The organism is Phycisphaerae bacterium, assembly GCA_019636475.1.
GTDB lineage: Bacteria > Planctomycetota > Phycisphaerae > UBA1845 > UTPLA1 > JADJRI01.
In genome coordinates, this window is the sequence record JAHBXN010000003.1 from 19,425 (window position 1) to 36,509 (window position 17,085).

15 protein-coding genes are annotated in these 17,085 nt (G+C 59.2%); 2 read left to right on the forward strand and 13 right to left on the reverse strand.

Annotated features, from left to right (window positions below; genetic code table 11):
* Window positions 1-32: 32 nt before the first annotated feature.
* The 11 genes from pyrG to KF841_05760 all read right to left on the reverse strand — a co-directional run bounded on the left by pyrG (window position 33) and on the right by KF841_05760 (window position 11,747).
* Entirely contained in the window at window positions 33-1,784 is a 1,752-nt protein-coding gene (gene pyrG, locus KF841_05710) for a CTP synthase (glutamine hydrolyzing) (protein ID MBX3394843.1), read from the reverse strand.
* 470 nt (window positions 1,785-2,254) lie between these two features.
* Window positions 2,255-3,745: an alkaline phosphatase family protein gene (locus KF841_05715; GenBank protein ID MBX3394844.1), complete on the reverse strand. Its 1,491-nt coding sequence runs from the start codon at window positions 3,743-3,745 to the stop codon at window positions 2,255-2,257.
* A 192-nt stretch (window positions 3,746-3,937) separates the two neighbouring features.
* A complete protein-coding gene (atpD, locus tag KF841_05720; protein ID MBX3394845.1) occupies window positions 3,938-5,398 on the reverse strand; it encodes a F0F1 ATP synthase subunit beta in 1,461 nt (486 codons plus the stop codon).
* Window positions 5,399-5,565: 167 nt separating this feature from the next.
* Window positions 5,566-6,447 carry an ATP synthase F1 subunit gamma gene (atpG, locus tag KF841_05725; GenBank protein MBX3394846.1) on the reverse strand — a complete coding sequence of 294 codons (882 nt, stop codon included), beginning with the start codon at window positions 6,445-6,447 and terminating at the stop codon, window positions 5,566-5,568.
* A gap of 70 nt (window positions 6,448-6,517) precedes the next feature.
* Entirely contained in the window at window positions 6,518-8,173 is a 1,656-nt protein-coding gene (gene atpA, locus KF841_05730) for a F0F1 ATP synthase subunit alpha (protein ID MBX3394847.1), read from the reverse strand.
* A 4-nt stretch (window positions 8,174-8,177) separates the two neighbouring features.
* Window positions 8,178-8,783 carry an ATP synthase F1 subunit delta gene (gene atpH, locus KF841_05735; GenBank protein ID MBX3394848.1) on the reverse strand — a complete coding sequence of 202 codons (606 nt, stop codon included), beginning with the start codon at window positions 8,781-8,783 and terminating at the stop codon, window positions 8,178-8,180.
* A gap of 31 nt (window positions 8,784-8,814) precedes the next feature.
* On the reverse strand, window positions 8,815-9,423 hold the full coding sequence (atpF, locus tag KF841_05740; protein MBX3394849.1) for a F0F1 ATP synthase subunit B: 609 nt from the start codon (window positions 9,421-9,423) through the stop codon (window positions 8,815-8,817).
* A gap of 110 nt (window positions 9,424-9,533) precedes the next feature.
* Window positions 9,534-9,806, reverse strand: a complete 273-nt coding sequence (locus tag KF841_05745; GenBank protein ID MBX3394850.1) for an ATP synthase F0 subunit C — start codon at window positions 9,804-9,806, stop codon at window positions 9,534-9,536.
* A 177-nt stretch (window positions 9,807-9,983) separates the two neighbouring features.
* A complete protein-coding gene (locus tag KF841_05750) occupies window positions 9,984-11,084 on the reverse strand; it encodes a F0F1 ATP synthase subunit A (protein ID MBX3394851.1) in 1,101 nt (366 codons plus the stop codon).
* Window positions 11,081-11,500, reverse strand: coding sequence for a hypothetical protein (locus KF841_05755; GenBank protein ID MBX3394852.1), 420 nt, complete (start codon window positions 11,498-11,500; stop codon window positions 11,081-11,083). The genes KF841_05750 and KF841_05755 overlap by 4 nt, the downstream gene beginning before the upstream one ends.
* A gap of 7 nt (window positions 11,501-11,507) precedes the next feature.
* Window positions 11,508-11,747: an AtpZ/AtpI family protein gene (locus tag KF841_05760; GenBank protein ID MBX3394853.1), complete on the reverse strand. Its 240-nt coding sequence runs from the start codon at window positions 11,745-11,747 to the stop codon at window positions 11,508-11,510.
* 355 nt (window positions 11,748-12,102) lie between these two features.
* On the opposite strand from KF841_05760, the gene KF841_05765 reads away from it, so the two are divergent.
* Window positions 12,103-13,185, forward strand: coding sequence for an acyl-CoA/acyl-ACP dehydrogenase (locus KF841_05765; protein ID MBX3394854.1), 1,083 nt, complete (start codon window positions 12,103-12,105; stop codon window positions 13,183-13,185).
* A gap of 24 nt (window positions 13,186-13,209) precedes the next feature.
* Here the strand turns inward: KF841_05765 and KF841_05770 are convergent, their stop codons facing one another.
* Together KF841_05770 and KF841_05775 are read right to left on the reverse strand one after the other, a co-directional pair.
* The gene (locus KF841_05770; protein ID MBX3394855.1) at window positions 13,210-14,397 is read right to left on the reverse strand and encodes a flippase-like domain-containing protein; all 1,188 of its coding nucleotides are present in this window, start codon (window positions 14,395-14,397) and stop codon (window positions 13,210-13,212) included.
* Window positions 14,398-14,503: 106 nt separating this feature from the next.
* Entirely contained in the window at window positions 14,504-16,081 is a 1,578-nt protein-coding gene (locus KF841_05775; protein MBX3394856.1) for a hypothetical protein, read from the reverse strand.
* 470 nt (window positions 16,082-16,551) lie between these two features.
* On the opposite strand from KF841_05775, the gene KF841_05780 reads away from it, so the two are divergent.
* Window positions 16,552-16,971, forward strand: a complete 420-nt coding sequence (locus tag KF841_05780; protein ID MBX3394857.1) for a type II secretion system protein — start codon at window positions 16,552-16,554, stop codon at window positions 16,969-16,971.
* Window positions 16,972-17,085: the final 114 nt, after the last annotated feature.

Consider the following 17,085-nt stretch of genomic DNA (forward strand, 5'->3'; position numbering starts at 1 on the left):
ACGCGATTCTGGGGAAAGTTGATTCGGCCGATTCAGGCTTTGACGTCTGTCTCCGTGGGCTTCACGCCGTGTGACAGGCCCAAGGCCGCCTGAACAAGTCCCAAAAAGAGCGGATCAGGGCGCAGCGGGCGGCTGGTCAGTTCCGGATGGGCCTGAGTGGCGATGAAATAGGGGTGCACGGCCTGAGGAAGTTCGAGCACCTGCATAATCGGGTAATCGGGCGCTTTGCCACTGAAGATCAGGCCGCCGCTTTCCAATTGAGCGATGTACCGCGGGTCAACTTCGTAGCGATGGCGGAAGCGTAAGCGCGTCTCGGGGGTGTTGTTGTACAGCCTGGCCGCGAGCGTGCCCGGGCGCAGAATCACGTCTTGGCCGCCGAGACGCATGTTGCCGCCGAGACCTTCGATCTGCTTCTGCTCCGGAAGAATGTCGATGACAGGGTGCTTGCACTCGAGGTCGAATTCCGTTGAATTGGCTCCGACCATGCCGCATGCGTTTCTCGCGAACTCAATGACGGCAAGTTGGAAGCCGAGACAGAGCCCGAGAAACGGCAGTCCGCTGTGACGGGCATATTGGATGCACGCGATCTTGCCTTCCACGCCGCGTGCTCCGAAGCCGCCCGGCACGATCAGACCGTGGAGTTTCGACATCCGCTCGGCAACGTTCGCAGAGGTGATGTCGGTGACCTCGATCCAGTCGATAATGACCCGGACGCCGGCTTTCGTGCCGCAGTGCTCCAGGGCTTTGATGACTGACGCATAGCTGTCACGCACCGAGGTGTACTTGCCGGCGACGCCGATCGTCAGTGGCGGGCCGCCGGCCGTCAGGCGAGCGAGATAGTCGCGCCAGATTTCACGGGCGGTGATTTCCATCTCGGGATGGGTTCGGTCCCCAAGCCTCAGGATGTCCACGATCTGACCGTCGAGTTTCGCGTCGCGGATCATTTCGGGGATGAGATAGATCGATTCACAGTCGTGCATCGAGAAGACGCGCTCGACCGGTACGCTGCTGTAGAGAGAGATTTTCTCTCGCGCCTTGGTGGTGACTGGGTGAATCGCCCGGCAGGCGATGATCTGCGGCTGAATTCCGCATTCAATCAGCTTCTTGATGCCCAGTTGCGCAGCCTTGGATTTCTGTTCGCCAAGCGCCGGCGGCTCCATGATGTAGGTCAGCGCAACCCAGCAGGTGCTGTGCTCGCCCTCTTCAAAGGCCAATTGCCGCAGAGCCTCAATGTAATACGCATTTTCCACGTCTCCAACGGTGCCGCCGATTTCGATGAAAATGACATCGGCATCCGACGCGACGGCCAATTGCCGCAGCTTGCTCTTCACTTCTCCGGTGACATGCGGGATCATCTGCACGTCGCGTCCGAGATAGCCGCCGCGGCGTTCCTTCTCGAGGACCGTGGTGAAGATCTGGCCACTGGTTGAAAAGTTCAACCTCGACATGTTCTGATCGAGCATTCGCTCGTAGGTGCCGAGGTCCATGTCGCATTCGATGCCGTCGTCGAGGACGAAAACTTCGCCGTGTCGAAACGGGTTGAGCGTGCCGGAATCCAGATTCAGATAGCCTTCAAGCTTGATTGGTGCGACTGTCAGACCCTTGTCTTTCAGGACTTTTGCAAGGCTGCTGGCGAAAATGCCCTTTCCGAGGCCGGACATGACGGTGCCGAATACGCCGACGTACTTCGTCTTGCCAGGCTTGTAACCCGCGGGAATCGGCGTGTAGAACTCGGTGTCGTCGGAGACGTTTGCAACGGAAGATAGAAGGTTCTGGGTGTTCATGCGTGCGCTCCGTGCGTGCCGACTTCAGCATTTCGGGCGGCAGTCCGAGTGACGAATCGGGAGGGTATGGGCCGCGAGTGAAACTTCGGGACGGGCATTGAAGAATTATACCGGGCCTGTCAAGTCCCAGTAAAACCGATCTCCACGGATGATGCCGCAGGGGCATTCGCCGATCGGTCTCGTTTTTTAGCTTTACGACTGAATCGTCATCTGAACTTGGGGCAGACGCCGGATTCCACCATCGCTTCGTGCATCTTGAGCACGCTCAGCGATTCCTCCAGCAAGCGTTTGACCGGCTGCCCAGGGCACTCCCTCACCACCGACGGGCCATGTGATTTTATGGAGGGGGCGTCGCACCATCGGCCTGTCGCCGCCGGACGCTTCGTCCGCCGGGATGAAGAACCTCGGTTCGTCGCATGCGTTCTCACTTAATCCACCGACAGGCGGTCAAGTTCGCGTACATGCGGAAATCAGGGTGCCACATTTTTGTCGCTGCCTGGGGCGGTTGTAGGCACCGTCGTCGTACCTTGTGTCGGATCATCGCTGATGTACCCCAGCGAACGGAGTTGTCGCATCCGTTCGTCGTACCCGGCGTGTTCCGCCCGATCTTGATCACGGCTGGAGAACCACTCCTGCGATTCGTGCGTGTCCACATAGTAGATGCGTAGTTCCCGGACACGACCTTCCGACAGAATCGATTGCAATGGCCTCCCGGTCATGTCTCGACCAATGGGAACATCCAGCAACGCCAGAATGGTCGGGGCAATGTCAATCACGCGACCGATGCGGCGAATGTCCTTTCGTTGAAGCGTTCGGATTGATTTTTCATCCGCCGTGGATGCCTTGAATGACGGACCTGCGGCAACGAATATCCCCGGCGGCCCATCAGTATGCGCGCCGGATTCCGACGTATCTGTGGGGCTGAACTGCATGAAATCCAGCTGTGTATTGGATGCGCCCATGCCGTGATCCGAGATCACGATGACGTCGGCGTTCCGGGGGAATGCACGAATGAACTCGCCGATCGCTCGGTCCGCCTCGATGTAGGCATTGGGGATGACGTCCGCGAAGGCCGAAACAAGCTCAGCTGGTGGGGGGTATTTAAATGCACCAGGCTCGTAGAATCGCCAGAAGCGATGGCCGACGACATCGGGCGTCGAGAGATACACCGCGAAGAGGTCCGGCACTTCCGGTTCCTTCATTAACCGAAGTGCAATCTGCCGATAGGCCTCGTCCGATCGGATTGTCCATCGCGACTGTTCGATGTGGTATCTCGCCAGTGGCGCTCGGACACTGCCGACACTGGCGAAGAGCCGATCGCAATACTCGTTGAGCCGGCCGTCAACCTCCGCGAAAATGCCAAGCATTTCATCCTGGCGTGATTCGGGATGAACCTGGCCGGGAACTCCTCGCAGCAATCCGCCTTTCAGAATCTCCCGCTTGCGAAACTCCTCATCAGTATTTGCCTGCGAGACGACGACGCCATTGACATCGCGATCAACCGGAAACGTGTTCCACCAACCGATCACGTCAACCCGGCGGCCGAATTCAGAAAGTATGTTCCATATCGCCTTACAGCGCCGGTCGCGGCTGTTGTAAAAACGGCGCGTCCCGGGCGACTCGGAAATCATGAAATCCAGAATTCCGTGATTCTCGGGGGGTTTGCCCGTGGCGACGGTTGTCCAGATGACCGGTGACTTGGCCGGTGCGTATGTCTCGAGCTCGCCGAACACTCCGTCTGCCATGAGCCGCGCGAGGTTCGGCATTTTCCCCTCCCGCAACAGCGGAAGGATCACGTTCCATTCGAGGCCGTCGATGCCGATGAGCAGAATTTTGCCGTGACCGTCGCGGTCGTCGGCTGCTTCTTCAACCTGCTTTGAGCAGGCCGGTCCGACCAGCGCGAGAAGGCTGCAGAGTTGCAGGATCCATCGTTTGAGCGGATGGGCAGATCGCCGGAGCATCGTGACCTCTTCGGACGGTTTACGCCGCCATCAGTGTTTCGGCATTGTATCGAAACCGGCAGAGGTCGTCATTGCCGCGATTCGCCCTCTGAGGCTGGCCGCACCGTCGAGAGAAAGAACGAAGCCTTCGATTGGGTATCGAAGGCTTCGGAGAAAGCATCAATTGTCATTTTTCGCGTCGGCTCGAGGCGATCAGGACGCCAACTTCTTCGCCTTGGCCACCGCCTCATCGACGCTGCCGACATACATGAAGGCCTGTTCCGGCAGGCTGTCATGCTTGCCGTCGCAAATTTCCTCGAAGCTTCGGATTGTGTCTTCGAGTTGGGTGTAGTTGCCGGGGAATCCGGTGAACTGCTCCGCGACATAGAACGGCTGCGAAAGGAATCGCTCGATTTTTCGGGCGCGGGACACGATCAGCTTGTCCTCTTCGCTGAGTTCTTCGACACCGAGAATCGCAATGATGTCCTGGAGGTCGCGATAGCGCTGCAGGATCTTCTGCACGCGCTGGGCGCAATCGTAGTGCCGCTGGCCGACGTACTGCGCGTCGAGAATGCGGCTTGATGACGCCAGCGGATCGATCGCCGGATAGATTCCCTTTTCCGAGATGGAACGGGCGAGAACGATGAAAGAATCGAGGTGGGTGAAGGCCGTCGCCGGAGCGGGGTCAGTCAAGTCGTCGGCCGGGACGTACACGGCCTGAACCGAGGTGACGGCGCCCTTGCTGGTTGAAGTGATTCGTTCCTGCAATTCGCCCATTTCGGTCGCAAGGGTCGGCTGATAACCGACGGCGCTGGGCATTCGGCCGAGCAGCGCGGAAACTTCGGAACCGGCCTGGCTGAATCGGAAGATGTTATCGACGAAAAGCATGGTGTCCGCGCCGGACTCATCACGGAAATATTCAGCCATGGTCAGTGCCGACAGAGCGACACGAAGACGGGCACCGGGCGGTTCGTTCATCTGGCCGAAGACCATTGCGGTGTGCTCGATGACCTTCTTGGTCTTGCCGCTGGTGTCCTTGAATTCCGCTTCCTGCATCTCGAGCCAGAGATCGTTGCCTTCGCGAGTGCGCTCACCGACACCGGCGAAGACAGAGTAACCGGCGTGCTCGCGGGCGATGCGGGCGATCATTTCTTGAATGATGACGGTCTTACCCAGGCCGGCACCTCCGAATAGACCGGTCTTGCCGCCGCGGACGAATGGCGCGAGCAGATCAACCACCTTGATGCCGGTGACAAGCTGCTCCGTCTTGGGAGTCAGTTCGGAAAACTCTGCGGGCAGCCGGTGAATGGGGCGGCGGTCACTGGATTTGACCGGCCCGCGGCCGTCGATGGGATTGCCCAGGAGATTAAAGACGCGACCGAGGATATCCTGACCGACAGGCACGGAGACCGGCGCGCCGGTATCGACGATGTCGATTCCTCGTCGTAGACCGTCGGTGCTGCCGAGTGCAATGGCCCGGACGCGTCCACCGCCGAGGTGGCTGGCAACCTCGCAGACGAGCGTGATTTTCTCGGTTCCCAGGCCCACCGATTGTTCGACTTCGACTTCAAGTGCGTTATAGAGGGCGGGCAGGCTGCCCTCCGGAAACTCGGCATCGAGCGTCGAGCCGATGACCTGAGTAACTTTGCCGGTTGAGGTTTTCGTTGCGACCATAATCGTCTCCGTTGGCGTGAACCGAGTTTGTTTGTCGAGAATTGTCGATTGCCGGATCAACGCCTATCGTTCAGTCTTCTCGTTCCGACTACCGGTTCCGCTCCTGCAATTCTCATCATTTACAGCATTCGATGCTGATTCATTCAATCAAAAATCCACGATACAGCCTACTTCAGGGCTTCGGCGCCGCCGACGATGTCGAGCAGTTCCATCGTGATCTGCGTCTGACGAGCGCGATTGTATTGCCGCGACAGCGATTTGATCATGTCGCCGGCCGCGTCCGTCGCCGCCTTCATGGCGACCATGCGGGCGACCTGCTCGCTCACGGCCATATCGGTGAAGCACTGATAGAGCCGGACCTTCACGGTCTGCGGCAGTAGTTTCTTGAGAAGTTCGGCAGGCTCCGGCGAGAAGTCATATTGGACTTCCGACGAGCCGCCCGTTGGCGCCGCGTTGCCCACGCCCGCTGATTCGCGCGTGAGCGGGAGCAGGTGCATCACGTCCGGCACCTGTTTGCCGGCCGAGATGAACCGCATGTACACGACGTACACGTTGCCGATTTCGCCTTTTTCGTAGCGATTGATGAAATCGGTCGCGAGCGGCTCAACCTGCTCAAAGCGGGGACGGTCGTCAATCGACGTAATGCCGCGTGCGATCGCGCGGCCGATGAACCTGAAGTATGCGATACCTTTTTTGCCGACGACGTGAATCTCGTTATTCCGGTCCGCATTCGCGTTGAGATGCTCATTCACTTTTCGAATGATGCCGGCATTGTAGCCGCCGCACAGCCCGCGGTTGGATGTCAGCACCAGCACCAGATCGGTCGTCGATTCATTTCTCTTCATCAGGGGGTGATCGATCTGCCCGGAGGCGGCCTCTGCAAGTTCGCTGACGAGCTGCGTGATCTTTCGTGTGTAGGGCTTGGTCGCTGTGGCGCGGTTGAAGGCCTGCTGAAACCGCGCGGTGGCGATGAGCTGCATCGTCTTGGTGATTTTTCGAATATTCGTGACGGCCTTGCGGCGCTTCACAATATGTCTTGCGTTTGCCATGCGAATCTGCTTCCGCTATCTGCATCCGGCCGACTGCCGGTGGTAAATCACCGCGAGAAAACGCCGCCGATCACTTCTTCTCGGTCTGGAACTTGGTCCGGTAGGTCTTGATGCCATCAACCAGCTTCGCTTCGATGCCGGAATCCAGCTCCTTCTTCGCCTCAAGCTCCTTCCAGACTTCAGGAATCTCATCGCGAAAATACTTGAGGAGACCGGCCTCGAACCGTCCGACATCGGAGATCGGCAATTCGTCCAGGAATCCCTTCGAACCCGCGAAAATGCTGATCACCTGATCGATGACGTTGTAAGGGCGATACTGGCCCTGTTTGAGCAGTTCGACCATTCGTGCGCCACGATCGAGCTGGCGCTGAGTGGCCGCATCGAGATCCGTACCGAGCTGGGCGAATGCTTCGAGCTCACGATACGAAGCGAGGTCGAGTCGCAGCGATCCGGCGATCTTCTTCATCGCCTTAATTTGGGCATTGCCACCGACGCGGCTGACGGAAATGCCGACGTTGATCGCGGGGCGGACGCCCGCGAAGAACAGATCTGGCTCCAGGTAGATCTGGCCGTCGGTAATTGAGATCACGTTGGTCGGGATGTAGGCGGAAACCTCGCCTTCAAGGGTTTCAATGACTGGAAGCGCCGTGAGGGAGCCACCGGAGGTGGGATCAGTCACCACCACATGTCCGGGCATGTTTTTGGCGTCGTGTTCGGCCTCATGCTTGCCGGGTACGCCGACATACGTCTTGCCATTCACCCCCCCGGCCTTGTAGGGCTGGCCTTGCGGGACGACGGCATATCGCTCGGCCAGTTTGCAGGAGCGCTCCAGCAGGCGGGAGTGTAAGTAGAACACGTCGCCCGGATATGCTTCGCGGCCCGGCGGGCGTCGCAGGAGCAGCGAAAGCTGGCGATAAGCCTGGGCCTGTTTTGACAGGTCGTCGTAAATGCAGAGCGTGGCCTTGCCCTGCGTATACATGAAATACTCGGCCATCGCGCAGCCGGAGTAGGGCGCGATGTACTGGAGCGGCGCGGGGTCGCTGCTGGCAGCGGAGACGACGATCGTGTAGTCCATCGCGCCAACTTCCCGCAAACGCTCGACGACTGTCGCGACGGTCGATTCCTTCAGGCCGATCGCGACGTAGACGCAAATGACGCCGGAGCCTTTCTGATTGATGATCGTGTCGATCGCAATCGCCGTCTTGCCGGTCTTGCGGTCGCCGATGATCAACTCGCGCTGACCGCGGCCGATGGGGATCATCGAGTCGATCGCCTTGATGCCGGTCTGGAGCGGCTCCTTGACGGGCTGTCGTTCGGCGATGCCGGGAGCCTTGTACTCAAGAGGCCAGTTCTGGCTTGACTTGATCGGACCCTTGCCATCGAGCGGGCGGCCAAGCGGATCCACGACGCGACCGATCAGAGCCTCACCCACTGGCACACTGAGCAGGCGGCCGGTCGCCTTGACCACGTCGCCCTCTTTCACGCCGAGGTAGTCGCCCAGGACGACCGCGCCGACGCTGTTCTCCTCGAGGTTCATCACCTGTCCGATCGCGCCGTTCTGATACTCGACCATTTCGCCGGCCATCGCATTGGACAGACCGTAGATCTGTGTGACGCCGTCGCCGACGCCTATCACGCGGCCGACTTCCGCAGCCTGCAACTGGTCGGAAAACTGCGCGATTTCCTGTTTGATAACGGACGTAATTTCGTCAACCTGAATCTTCATTCGATTACCCTTGTGTCACGAAGCGCGCCGTGCCCGCACGCAGGTGTTTGTCTGAGGAAGCGAGAAGGTGTGCCCGAAGTGCATTCAAGCGGCTTCGGATGGTCATGTCATAAAGGCGGTCACCGACTTGGATGGTCACGCCACCGAGCACATCGGGATCGACCTTTTCAATGAGGATCGCATCGCGATTGGCGAGCCGTTTAATCTGGGCTCGAATGCTCTCACGCTGTGATTCGGAAAGCGGGGTGGCCGTTGTCACGAAGACGTCTTCGCGGCCGTGCAGCCGGTCCAGCTTTCGGCGATAGGACTCGCAGACCCACGGAAGGATCATGGCGCGGCGATTCTTGTTGAGCACGAGAAGCAGATTCAGCACCAGCGAACTGACCCGCCCATTGCCGAACGCCTTCTGAATCGCGGTGTGCCGTGAATCCTCATCGACCGCCGCCGAGCGCATCAACGATGCGAAGGCCGGCTCTCGGTGCCATAGCTCTTTCAGGTCCGCAAGCTCGCGGCCGATTTCGTCCTCCTTGCCCTCGCTTTTGGCGAGCGACAGAAGGCTCTCGGCATAGATCTGAGCCGCCGCGATAAATGTGTCGAGTTCCGTTGCCATGAGTGCTCTGCTTCAGTTTCCTGAAAATGCGTCAGTTCATCTTGCTCAACTCGGCGAGCGATTCGTTGAGTAGCGCCTGATGATCGGCCGCGCTCAGTTCGCGCTTGATCAGTTTGCCGGCCACGGCGGTCGCCAGCATCACGCTCTGATCATGCATACTTTTGATCGCTTCGTCACGGGCCAGCTCGATATCCTTCTTGGCGCGGGCGACGATCGCTTCAGCCTCGGATTTCGCTTCGCCTTGAATCCGTTTTCGAAGTTCCTCGGCGTCGCGTCGGCCTTCTTCGACGATCGCTGTGGCCTCCTGATGGGACTCTTCAATCTTGGCCTTGTATTCGGCCATCATCCGTTCGGCGGCTTCGCGTTCATGTTTGGCCTGGGAGAGCGAGTCCCGGATGAAATTCTCTCGCTGATTCAGTCCCGCCAGGATCGGCTTCCACGCTGCGACCCGGAGGATCACGAGCAGGATGACAAACACGGCGATCGACCACAGTGCCGAACCGATGTCCCAGTGCAGGAGTTCAGCCTTGTGCTCGCCGTGACCGGCTTCCGACGCGGCGCTCGGCGCGGAAGCCTGCGTTTGGGCTGCGAACGACAGCAGCGCCGAGAATACAAGAACTGTGAGGAGCGTGTGCTTCATTTTCAAACTCTCGATTCGAAATGTGAACCGATCCGTCGGATTCCGTAATGAATGAGAACTCGACATCGCGCCGAACCGCGGCCCGGCGCGATGTCGATCAATGAGCAATATCAGCCGCCAACCATCTTCGACAGCGAACCACCGACGCCGTTGCAGACGACCAGCGCGAAGAATGTGAAACCTTCGATCAGCGCGGCCGCGATAATCAGCGACGTGAAGATTCGGCCGCCGGCTTCGGGCTGGCGAGCGATGCCTCCCATCGCCTCGCCGGCGAGGTGACCGATACCCTTGGCGGCGCCCATCGTAACGAGGCCCGCGCCAAGGCCGGCGCCAAGAGCCACAAGACCCTTGTCACCGAACAACATGGTGCCTTCTGCAAGCATTTCCAACATGAGTCGACTCCTTGTCTCTCTGCGGCGATTTCCCCCGCCGCGGGGGATGAATAAATCGTTCGTCGGCGTTTGTTCAAAGTATGGCCGGGGCGCCGACTACCCCAACCGCCGTCAGTGTTCGGCTGCAAGAGGCTCGGCCTCCATTGCAGCGATTCGATGCCAGCGAAATCAATGCTCCGGCGAAACCGACGCCCCGATGAACAGCGACGTCAGAAACGTAAAGATGTACGCCTGTAGAAAGGCGACAAACAATTCCAGACAACTCAGCGCCGCACAGCCAACCGCGATCATTGGCCCGACAGTTGACTCCATCATGAAAGTGCCGAGGCCGGTAATCAGCGCGAGAATCGACGCGAGCACCACGTGCCCCGCAACCATGTTCGCGAACAATCGCACGGCAAGCGCGAACGGCTTGATGATCGCTCCGATCGATTCAAGAACGAGCAGCACCGCCCACATGATTACGTCCGCGATCAGGAGCAGAATCGCCATCGGACTGTCGATCTTCTCCGGTTTGAACACGTGAGGGGCGAAATTCCAGACATAGAGAATCGGTGCAAGTATCGCCGCGGCGGGCGGTGCCATCCACTTGTCAACCGAATGATGTCCATGATGGGAAGGATCGTGCGCGAGACCGAATTCGTGGCCTTCGCCATGCAGTGCATGGTCTTCATCATGTTCATGATGGTGGCCATAGGTGCCGGCGACCAGATCGCGATACACCTGCATGGCACCTGACAGGTGAATCATTACGAAAGCGCAGAAGGCCAGTCCGGCGGTAATCATGATGTTGCCGGTGGCAGTTCCGCCGATGTGCTCGAGTCGTCCGCCCGTCGCTGCACCGATGATCTCGGCCAGTGGAATCATGCCGAGCAGATTGCATGTCAGAATATAGAAGAAAACCGTCCACAAAAACGGCATGAAACGATCGGTCTTGTCACCCAGCACCGGGCGAACCACATCGACGCGAATGAACTGCATCATCGCTTCGATCAGGTTCGTAAAACCCGATGGTATGTTGCGTTCAACTCCGGCGGCTGACATCGCGGCATATCGACGACCCAGCAGCGTGAAGCCGATCAGGACAATCACCGCCGCGACCAATGACATCAGTAGGTGATTTGTGAAATACGTATCGTGCGGCTTGATTGTGAAGAGATTGAGCGGCGCCGTAAAATCAAAGTTCCAGTGCATCAGCGGCTCATGGCTGATCGGATGCGGCAGAACGTGACTCAGCGGGTCGCCCGAGGCGAGTGTTAGAATTTTCACGAAGCGGGGCCCTCTTTGCGCGGCGGCGGCGTCCGATAGTACTTCTGAATGGCGACCACCCCGAATGTCGTGTCGATCGCAAGCACAATGAGGTAGAAAATCACCGCCCAGAACAGAAACGACTCAAAATGCGGGCGGGCAAGTATCTGGTATCCAATCATTCCGGCAATTGCCAATATCAGACGCAGCACCGTGCCCGCGAGCGCCGCGGAACCGATCTGATCCGGCCAGCGCGGCGCCACGATCACAATCGGAGCAAACGCCACCAGCGCCGTGACAAGACAGATCGAGCCGACGGCCACCATGCTCGCCACACCCTCTGCGCCCCATCGGGCCGCTGTCGGCGCGTAACCGATCGCGGCAGCCGTGGCGACGGCGAGAATCAGGCAAGTCACGCAGGTCAATGAAAGTTTCAACTCGCTTCTACCGGTTCAACTTTTCCAGTTGCTTGATCATCGTGAACAAGCCAATGGCCATTCCGATGATCAGTCCGCCGAACGTGCCCCACGGGTCGGAGCCATATCGCTCGTCCACCTTGATGCCCAGATATCCAAGGATGAGAACCGCGCCCGCGAACTCGAAGCCGATTGCACTGAAGCGCATCCCAATTGCAAAGAACTTCGAGTCATTCTTCGGGCCGTCGGGCTTTTCAGGCTCATCCATCTGGACTTTGTGAAAAAAGGTACGAAGTCCGAGATAAAAAAACAGCGGGTGTACGCAACGCCCACTGTATTTGCGGCGCAATCGGGCCGCCGCAAGAAGGCGAAGTCTAGCTACCCACCCATCAGGGTGTCAAGGGCGACCGCTTGCCCCGCTTCAAGCGAGCGACCCTGAGCTCTTCGCGTGCGGCGAGCGCGCAACCCTCGGCCCGCATACGCTACAGAAGCATACGCTTCAGCAGCGTCTGAAGTCCGTCCAGCAAGACTCCCCAACATGCCGCAAACCACCGGAACACCCCAAAGCCGTGAAAACGAGAATTTCCTGTCGTCATTGCCAGCAATCCATACAATGTTTCTGCATGAACTCCGCGCTCGATCAATTGACTGCCAGATTGGCCCGCCTCGCGACCCATTTTGACATGACCTCCGACTGGCCGGCTGAATCGCTGGAGTGCCTCGGCGCGGCCGGAGCATGGACGTGGATTATTCCGACGAAATTCGGCGGGATCGGCCTGCCCATCTCGTCGCAAATGCAAGCTTATGAAGCGGTTGCGGCCGGTTGCCTCTCATGCGCTCTGATCCTCACCCAACGCGATGGCGCGGCCGAATTCATCGCCGAGTCGGAAAACGACGCCGCAAAGGCGGATCTGCTGCCGAGCCTGGCGATGGGCAAGCGGTTCGCCTCCATCGGAATCAGTCATCTCACGACGAGTCGGCAGGGCGGCAAGCCGGCGCTGACGGCCCAGCCGGACGGCGACGGCTTTGTGCTGACCGGCTACATGCCGTGGGTCACCGCCGCGGATCATTGCGACCTGATCGTGACCGGTGCCGTTGTGCCGGATGGATCACAGGTGCTGGTCTGGGTGCCGACCGATACCGTCGGAGTCCAGATCGATCCGCCGATGCGCCTGGCGGCGCTCCAGAGTTCGCATACATCGGAGGTTCATTGCCGACAGGTGCGCATTAAGAAAGAGCATGTGCTCAGAAGGCCGTGTGACAACGCCTTGCGCCGCGGTTCACCCGTCAAATCGATGGTCGTCTCAGTCGTGGGCATGGGGCTGGCGAAAGCGCTCGTTCGGGATATTGAGCGTCACACCGCGGGCGAGGGCGGCGCGCTGCGCGAATTGGTTGACGATGCCGTGGCTCGGTACGACGCTTTGCGCGAACGTGTTTTTTCGCACGTCGACCGTCTGGCCGATGAGTCCGCCGACGTGCCGAAAACGGCCTTGCGCATCGCTGTGAACGACTTGCTTATGCGGCTGGCCATCACGGCGGTCACAATGGGAAAGGGTTCGGGATTCATTCGTCAGCGCGACACACAGCGCCTGGCGCGTGAAGCGATGTTTTTTCTCGTCTGGTCAGCTCCCGAGGATGTCAGATCCAGGACACTCTCAAATATGCTGGATCGGCCCATGCCGGAAATAAAGTCAATGGGATTCTGACGCGGAGTGCTGTTTTCACAAATTTCATCGCGTGGCGTTTTCTATCGATTCTTCCGTTGCGTCTTCGGGCGGTCGCTCAAGTCCCATCCACGGCGCCAGGATGCCGGGAAGCGACCAGACAACCTGTACCAGCCGCGCCGACAGCGTCAGCGCGAGCATCGTCGAATAGTCGCACCACTGTCCCTGGACCAGGACCCGGATGAATACCGCCTCCATCAACCCGAAGCCCTGAAAACTGATCGGAATCGCCGCGAACAGGAATCCCACGACCGACGCCATAAGGACGGCGAAGTAGAGATCGATCTGGGTTCGATCGCCGGACGCCGTGATTCCGAATCCGCGCGAGAGAAAGTAAATGTAGGTCACGATGCAGATGTGGCTGACGAATGTCACGAAAAGCGCCATGGCCGCCTGAGCCTTATGGTATCTGAACGCGAAGGTCGTCTCGTCGATGTGGCGGATCTTCTCCGCGAAGGGTAGCTTGCTCAGCCAGTGGTCATATCGTAGCAGGGTTCGGACTCGCCGGGAAAAGAACATCAATCCGGCCGCGATGATGCCTACGGTGAGATAGCCGACGATCTGGCCATAAGCGCCGATTCGGCCGGTGCTCCCCGCAAACATGAGTACCACTGCCGCAATCAGCAGAAAGCTCACGAGACCCACGACACGATCGAGTATCACGATCGTGACACCCTGCACGCGCTTCGGCGTTCGCTTCGCGATGTGATACGCCTTGTAAAGATCACCTCCGGTTGATCCGGGCATCGCGAAGTTGAAGAAATTACCGGCAAACGTCAGCAGCAGGGCGTCGCGCAGGCTCAAGGCGATCTCCTGCGTCGCAAGCAACAGACGCAATCGCCAGCCGAGAATGAAGGTGACAGGCGCCATCAGCACGAGCGCCCAGGCCGACCACTTCCAGTCCGTGCGCCGGATGACCGACTTCAGGCCGCGAACAATGCGCGGCTCATTCTCGGAGATCGGCTCGCCGATCGCCGGTTGATGATAGGGCAGCGTGTGCTCCGCGCCAGTTACAGCATTCTGATATCGAATCGAGTCCCCGGTCTCCGCGATCAGGCGATGCAGAACACCGGGGTCGCCCGGCAGACGGACGTAGTCATCCAGCGTGACTTTGGTGCTGAGATAGACCAGGGCGGCGGCGCAGACGGCGAGCTTCAGAACCCTCAACGCCCATTTCTTGACAGATGCGGTCAAACCGGTTCCTCATCAAAGGCGGGCGGCAGCTTAACGCGACAAGTTGGCCCGGGCAATCCGGCAATCGATGAAGGAGCGACGGCGGCACCGGGTTCGAATGGAGCAGTCAACGGATCGAGGCAAGGCTTTCCACGCGTCTGAACAGCGCGGCGGTGCGATCCTGATGCAACAGCTCCCACCGGCCTGAACCGGCGAGGTAGGCGTGCTGGGGTGATTGACTGCGGACCATGGCATAATCGATATCGCGGTAGATCGCCTCACCCTCGATCTGTTGAGGGTGTTTCTGAAGCTCAACGTATCGCAGGAGTCCGATGTCGCGATAAAGCTCGCATCGATCGTCAATGAACACGCGCGCCCGAGGCTCACGATAAATCAGGTAGCCCGCGAATCGCATATCATTAAACACCCTGATGCTGTCGGAATGTCCGGTGCCGGCGATGTGACGCTGCAAGACGGCGGTGGCGTCGACAGGCCAGTAATTGGGATCAAGCCGGCTCCATCCGGCCCCTATCACTGGCGCCCGCACCCCCGCCGACTCGAACGTAAACGCAAGGATGACGATTCCGACCGCCGCCCATCGCGCGTAACGTGCCACGCCGGTAGGTGCCTCGCTTGCTGCACTCCGCGGCACCGGACGGACGAACCCGGTGAGCGGCAGCATGTCGAGGATGACGACCGCCGCAACCATTGCGAAAATCGGGGCATGACGGACGCGCGACAGCGCAAGCATGAACCACACGGCCGGCAGCAGCCAGGTCACGCGGAGCATGTGGACGCCATGACTCCGAAGCACGTGGAAAAGGATCGTGGCGTAAGCGCCGCCGATTGCCAGGATGAACATTCCTTCGACGCTGATCAGCCGGGTTCGAGCGTGTTCGATGATGACGCGAGGCAGGACGTCGGAATCCATCAGGCTGATCCAGACGCGCGGCAGTGACACGCCGTAGGGATTCAGCAGCACCGCGGGAATTGCGCCGCCGACCGCCAGTGCGAAGTAGGGGAAGAGCGAACGGTCAGCATTCTCCCCGGAATCATGCGTCGGGGTGTGAACAATGCGATTGCATCGATGGAACTGCATGCGAAACACATAAAGCGATCCGATGACCAGCAACGACGCGACGCCTCCCAGTGCGCCGCCATGAAGATTGCTCCAGAGAGCCAGGACCGGCGGAATCGTTAGCAGCCACCTCGGACTGACGCGGCCGGCCTCCACGTTGCACAGGAGCATGGTGCCCGAGGTCATCGCCAGCAGAGTGACAAGATGCGGACGCGGCATGAAGTGGTAGCTGCCGGCGGCCGCGATGATCATCAGGAACACGACCGAAATCGGCCAGGACAGGCCGATGCGTTCGGCCCGTCCCGCCAGGATGCCGAATATCACGGCAATGAGGACGCACGCGAGCGCGAGCAGTCCGTCGAGACCGGCGGCCCCATGCACCAGTGCCATGATCACTTCAGCGAGCCATTGCTGCGCGATCCATTCATTGCCGCCTTGCGTGAAGCTGAACGGGTCTTCGCGGATCACCCGATGCTCGGTCAGCATGCGCTCGCCCGCGACGGTGTGCCAGAGCGTTCCCGGATCGCGCATCATTCGGCTTCGACCTGCGATCATCAGGCCCAAAAAGACAATGATAAACACGATGGCGGACGCGCGGCCTGCATGGCGTGAAGTCGGCGGATTCATCGAAGACGATATCGGTCAGCTCGGAAGCGGGATGGCGGTTGGTAAAACGATTGCACGCTTATCGGGCGGATCGGACGCTCGGTTTCAGCGCGCGTCGTGCGGAGGCGTAAGCCGAATCAACGTGCCGGGTGCGCGAACATGCCGCAAATGCAGCGGATGATCGCGCGAATTTGAACCTTCAGGCCGCTATTTCACGTGTGATAATTCAAAGCTGGCATGTTTGGGAATTGGCATGTTCCGAATAATCTCGCGACTCCTGTCTCAAACCTGGGCCGATTATTGGCGAATGCGAAACACTGAGCAAGCATACACATTGTCGCGAGACTTGTCTTAAAGAGACACGCATGCGCACCCGATAGCGACAGTAACGAATGCACGTCAGGCGCTGTCGGAAGACGCGAACTGGCATGGGTTTTCTGAAAGATTGTCGTCAGGCGCTGCAGGCGCCACAGCCACACGGGGGACATGAAATGAGAAAGAAGGCGTTTACCCTGGTCGAACTGTTGATCGTCGTGATCATCCTTGGAATCCTCGCAGCCGTCGTGATTCCGCAGTTCAGCGATGCGAGCACTGAAGCGCGCGAAAGCTCGCTCGCGACCAATCTCGCGACGATTCGCGGGCAGATTGAATTGTATCGCTTGCAGCACAACGGGAATTATCCTCCTGAGGCGAACTTCGACACGGTCATGACGTCGAAGACGAATGCCGATCATACGACCACGGGCACGCCGACGCTCGGGCCGTATCTCCAGCGAATTCCCAACAACCCCTTTACAAATACGAACAACGTCGTCAATACCGGCACGCCGGCTTCGACCACGGCCTGGTATTACAACGCCGCGACGGGCACCTTCCAGGCCTTTGACACCGTCGCTCACTCGAATCTGTAATTCGTATCGTCGCTGGGCCGAACGACAATCTGCTTGACCTGAGGAAGGCCGGGGCGGTCGAAGATTCGATCGCCCCGGTCTTCTGAATTATCGGCACGGTCATTTTCGGGCCTC

What these genes read in the sequence shown, in the direction of transcription:
- pyrG (MBX3394843.1), bottom strand. Translation starts at nt 1,784, where the DNA reads ATGAACACCCAGAACCTTCTATCTTCCGTTGCAAACGTCTCCGACGAC.
- KF841_05715 (MBX3394844.1), bottom strand. Translation starts at nt 3,745, where the DNA reads ATGCTCCGGCGATCTGCCCATCCGCTCAAACGATGGATCCTGCAACTC.
- atpD (MBX3394845.1), bottom strand. Translation starts at nt 5,398, where the DNA reads ATGGTCGCAACGAAAACCTCAACCGGCAAAGTTACTCAGGTCATCGGC.
- atpG (MBX3394846.1), bottom strand. Translation starts at nt 6,447, where the DNA reads ATGGCAAACGCAAGACATATTGTGAAGCGCCGCAAGGCCGTCACGAAT.
- atpA (MBX3394847.1), bottom strand. Translation starts at nt 8,173, where the DNA reads ATGAAGATTCAGGTTGACGAAATTACGTCCGTTATCAAACAGGAAATC.
- atpH (MBX3394848.1), bottom strand. Translation starts at nt 8,783, where the DNA reads ATGGCAACGGAACTCGACACATTTATCGCGGCGGCTCAGATCTATGCC.
- atpF (MBX3394849.1), bottom strand. Translation starts at nt 9,423, where the DNA reads ATGAAGCACACGCTCCTCACAGTTCTTGTATTCTCGGCGCTGCTGTCG.
- KF841_05745 (MBX3394850.1), bottom strand. Translation starts at nt 9,806, where the DNA reads ATGCTTGCAGAAGGCACCATGTTGTTCGGTGACAAGGGTCTTGTGGCT.
- KF841_05760 (MBX3394853.1), bottom strand. Translation starts at nt 11,747, where the DNA reads ATGGATGAGCCTGAAAAGCCCGACGGCCCGAAGAATGACTCGAAGTTC.
- KF841_05765 (MBX3394854.1), top strand. Translation starts at nt 12,103, where the DNA reads ATGAACTCCGCGCTCGATCAATTGACTGCCAGATTGGCCCGCCTCGCG.
- KF841_05775 (MBX3394856.1), bottom strand. Translation starts at nt 16,081, where the DNA reads ATGAATCCGCCGACTTCACGCCATGCAGGCCGCGCGTCCGCCATCGTG.
- KF841_05780 (MBX3394857.1), top strand. Translation starts at nt 16,552, where the DNA reads ATGAGAAAGAAGGCGTTTACCCTGGTCGAACTGTTGATCGTCGTGATC.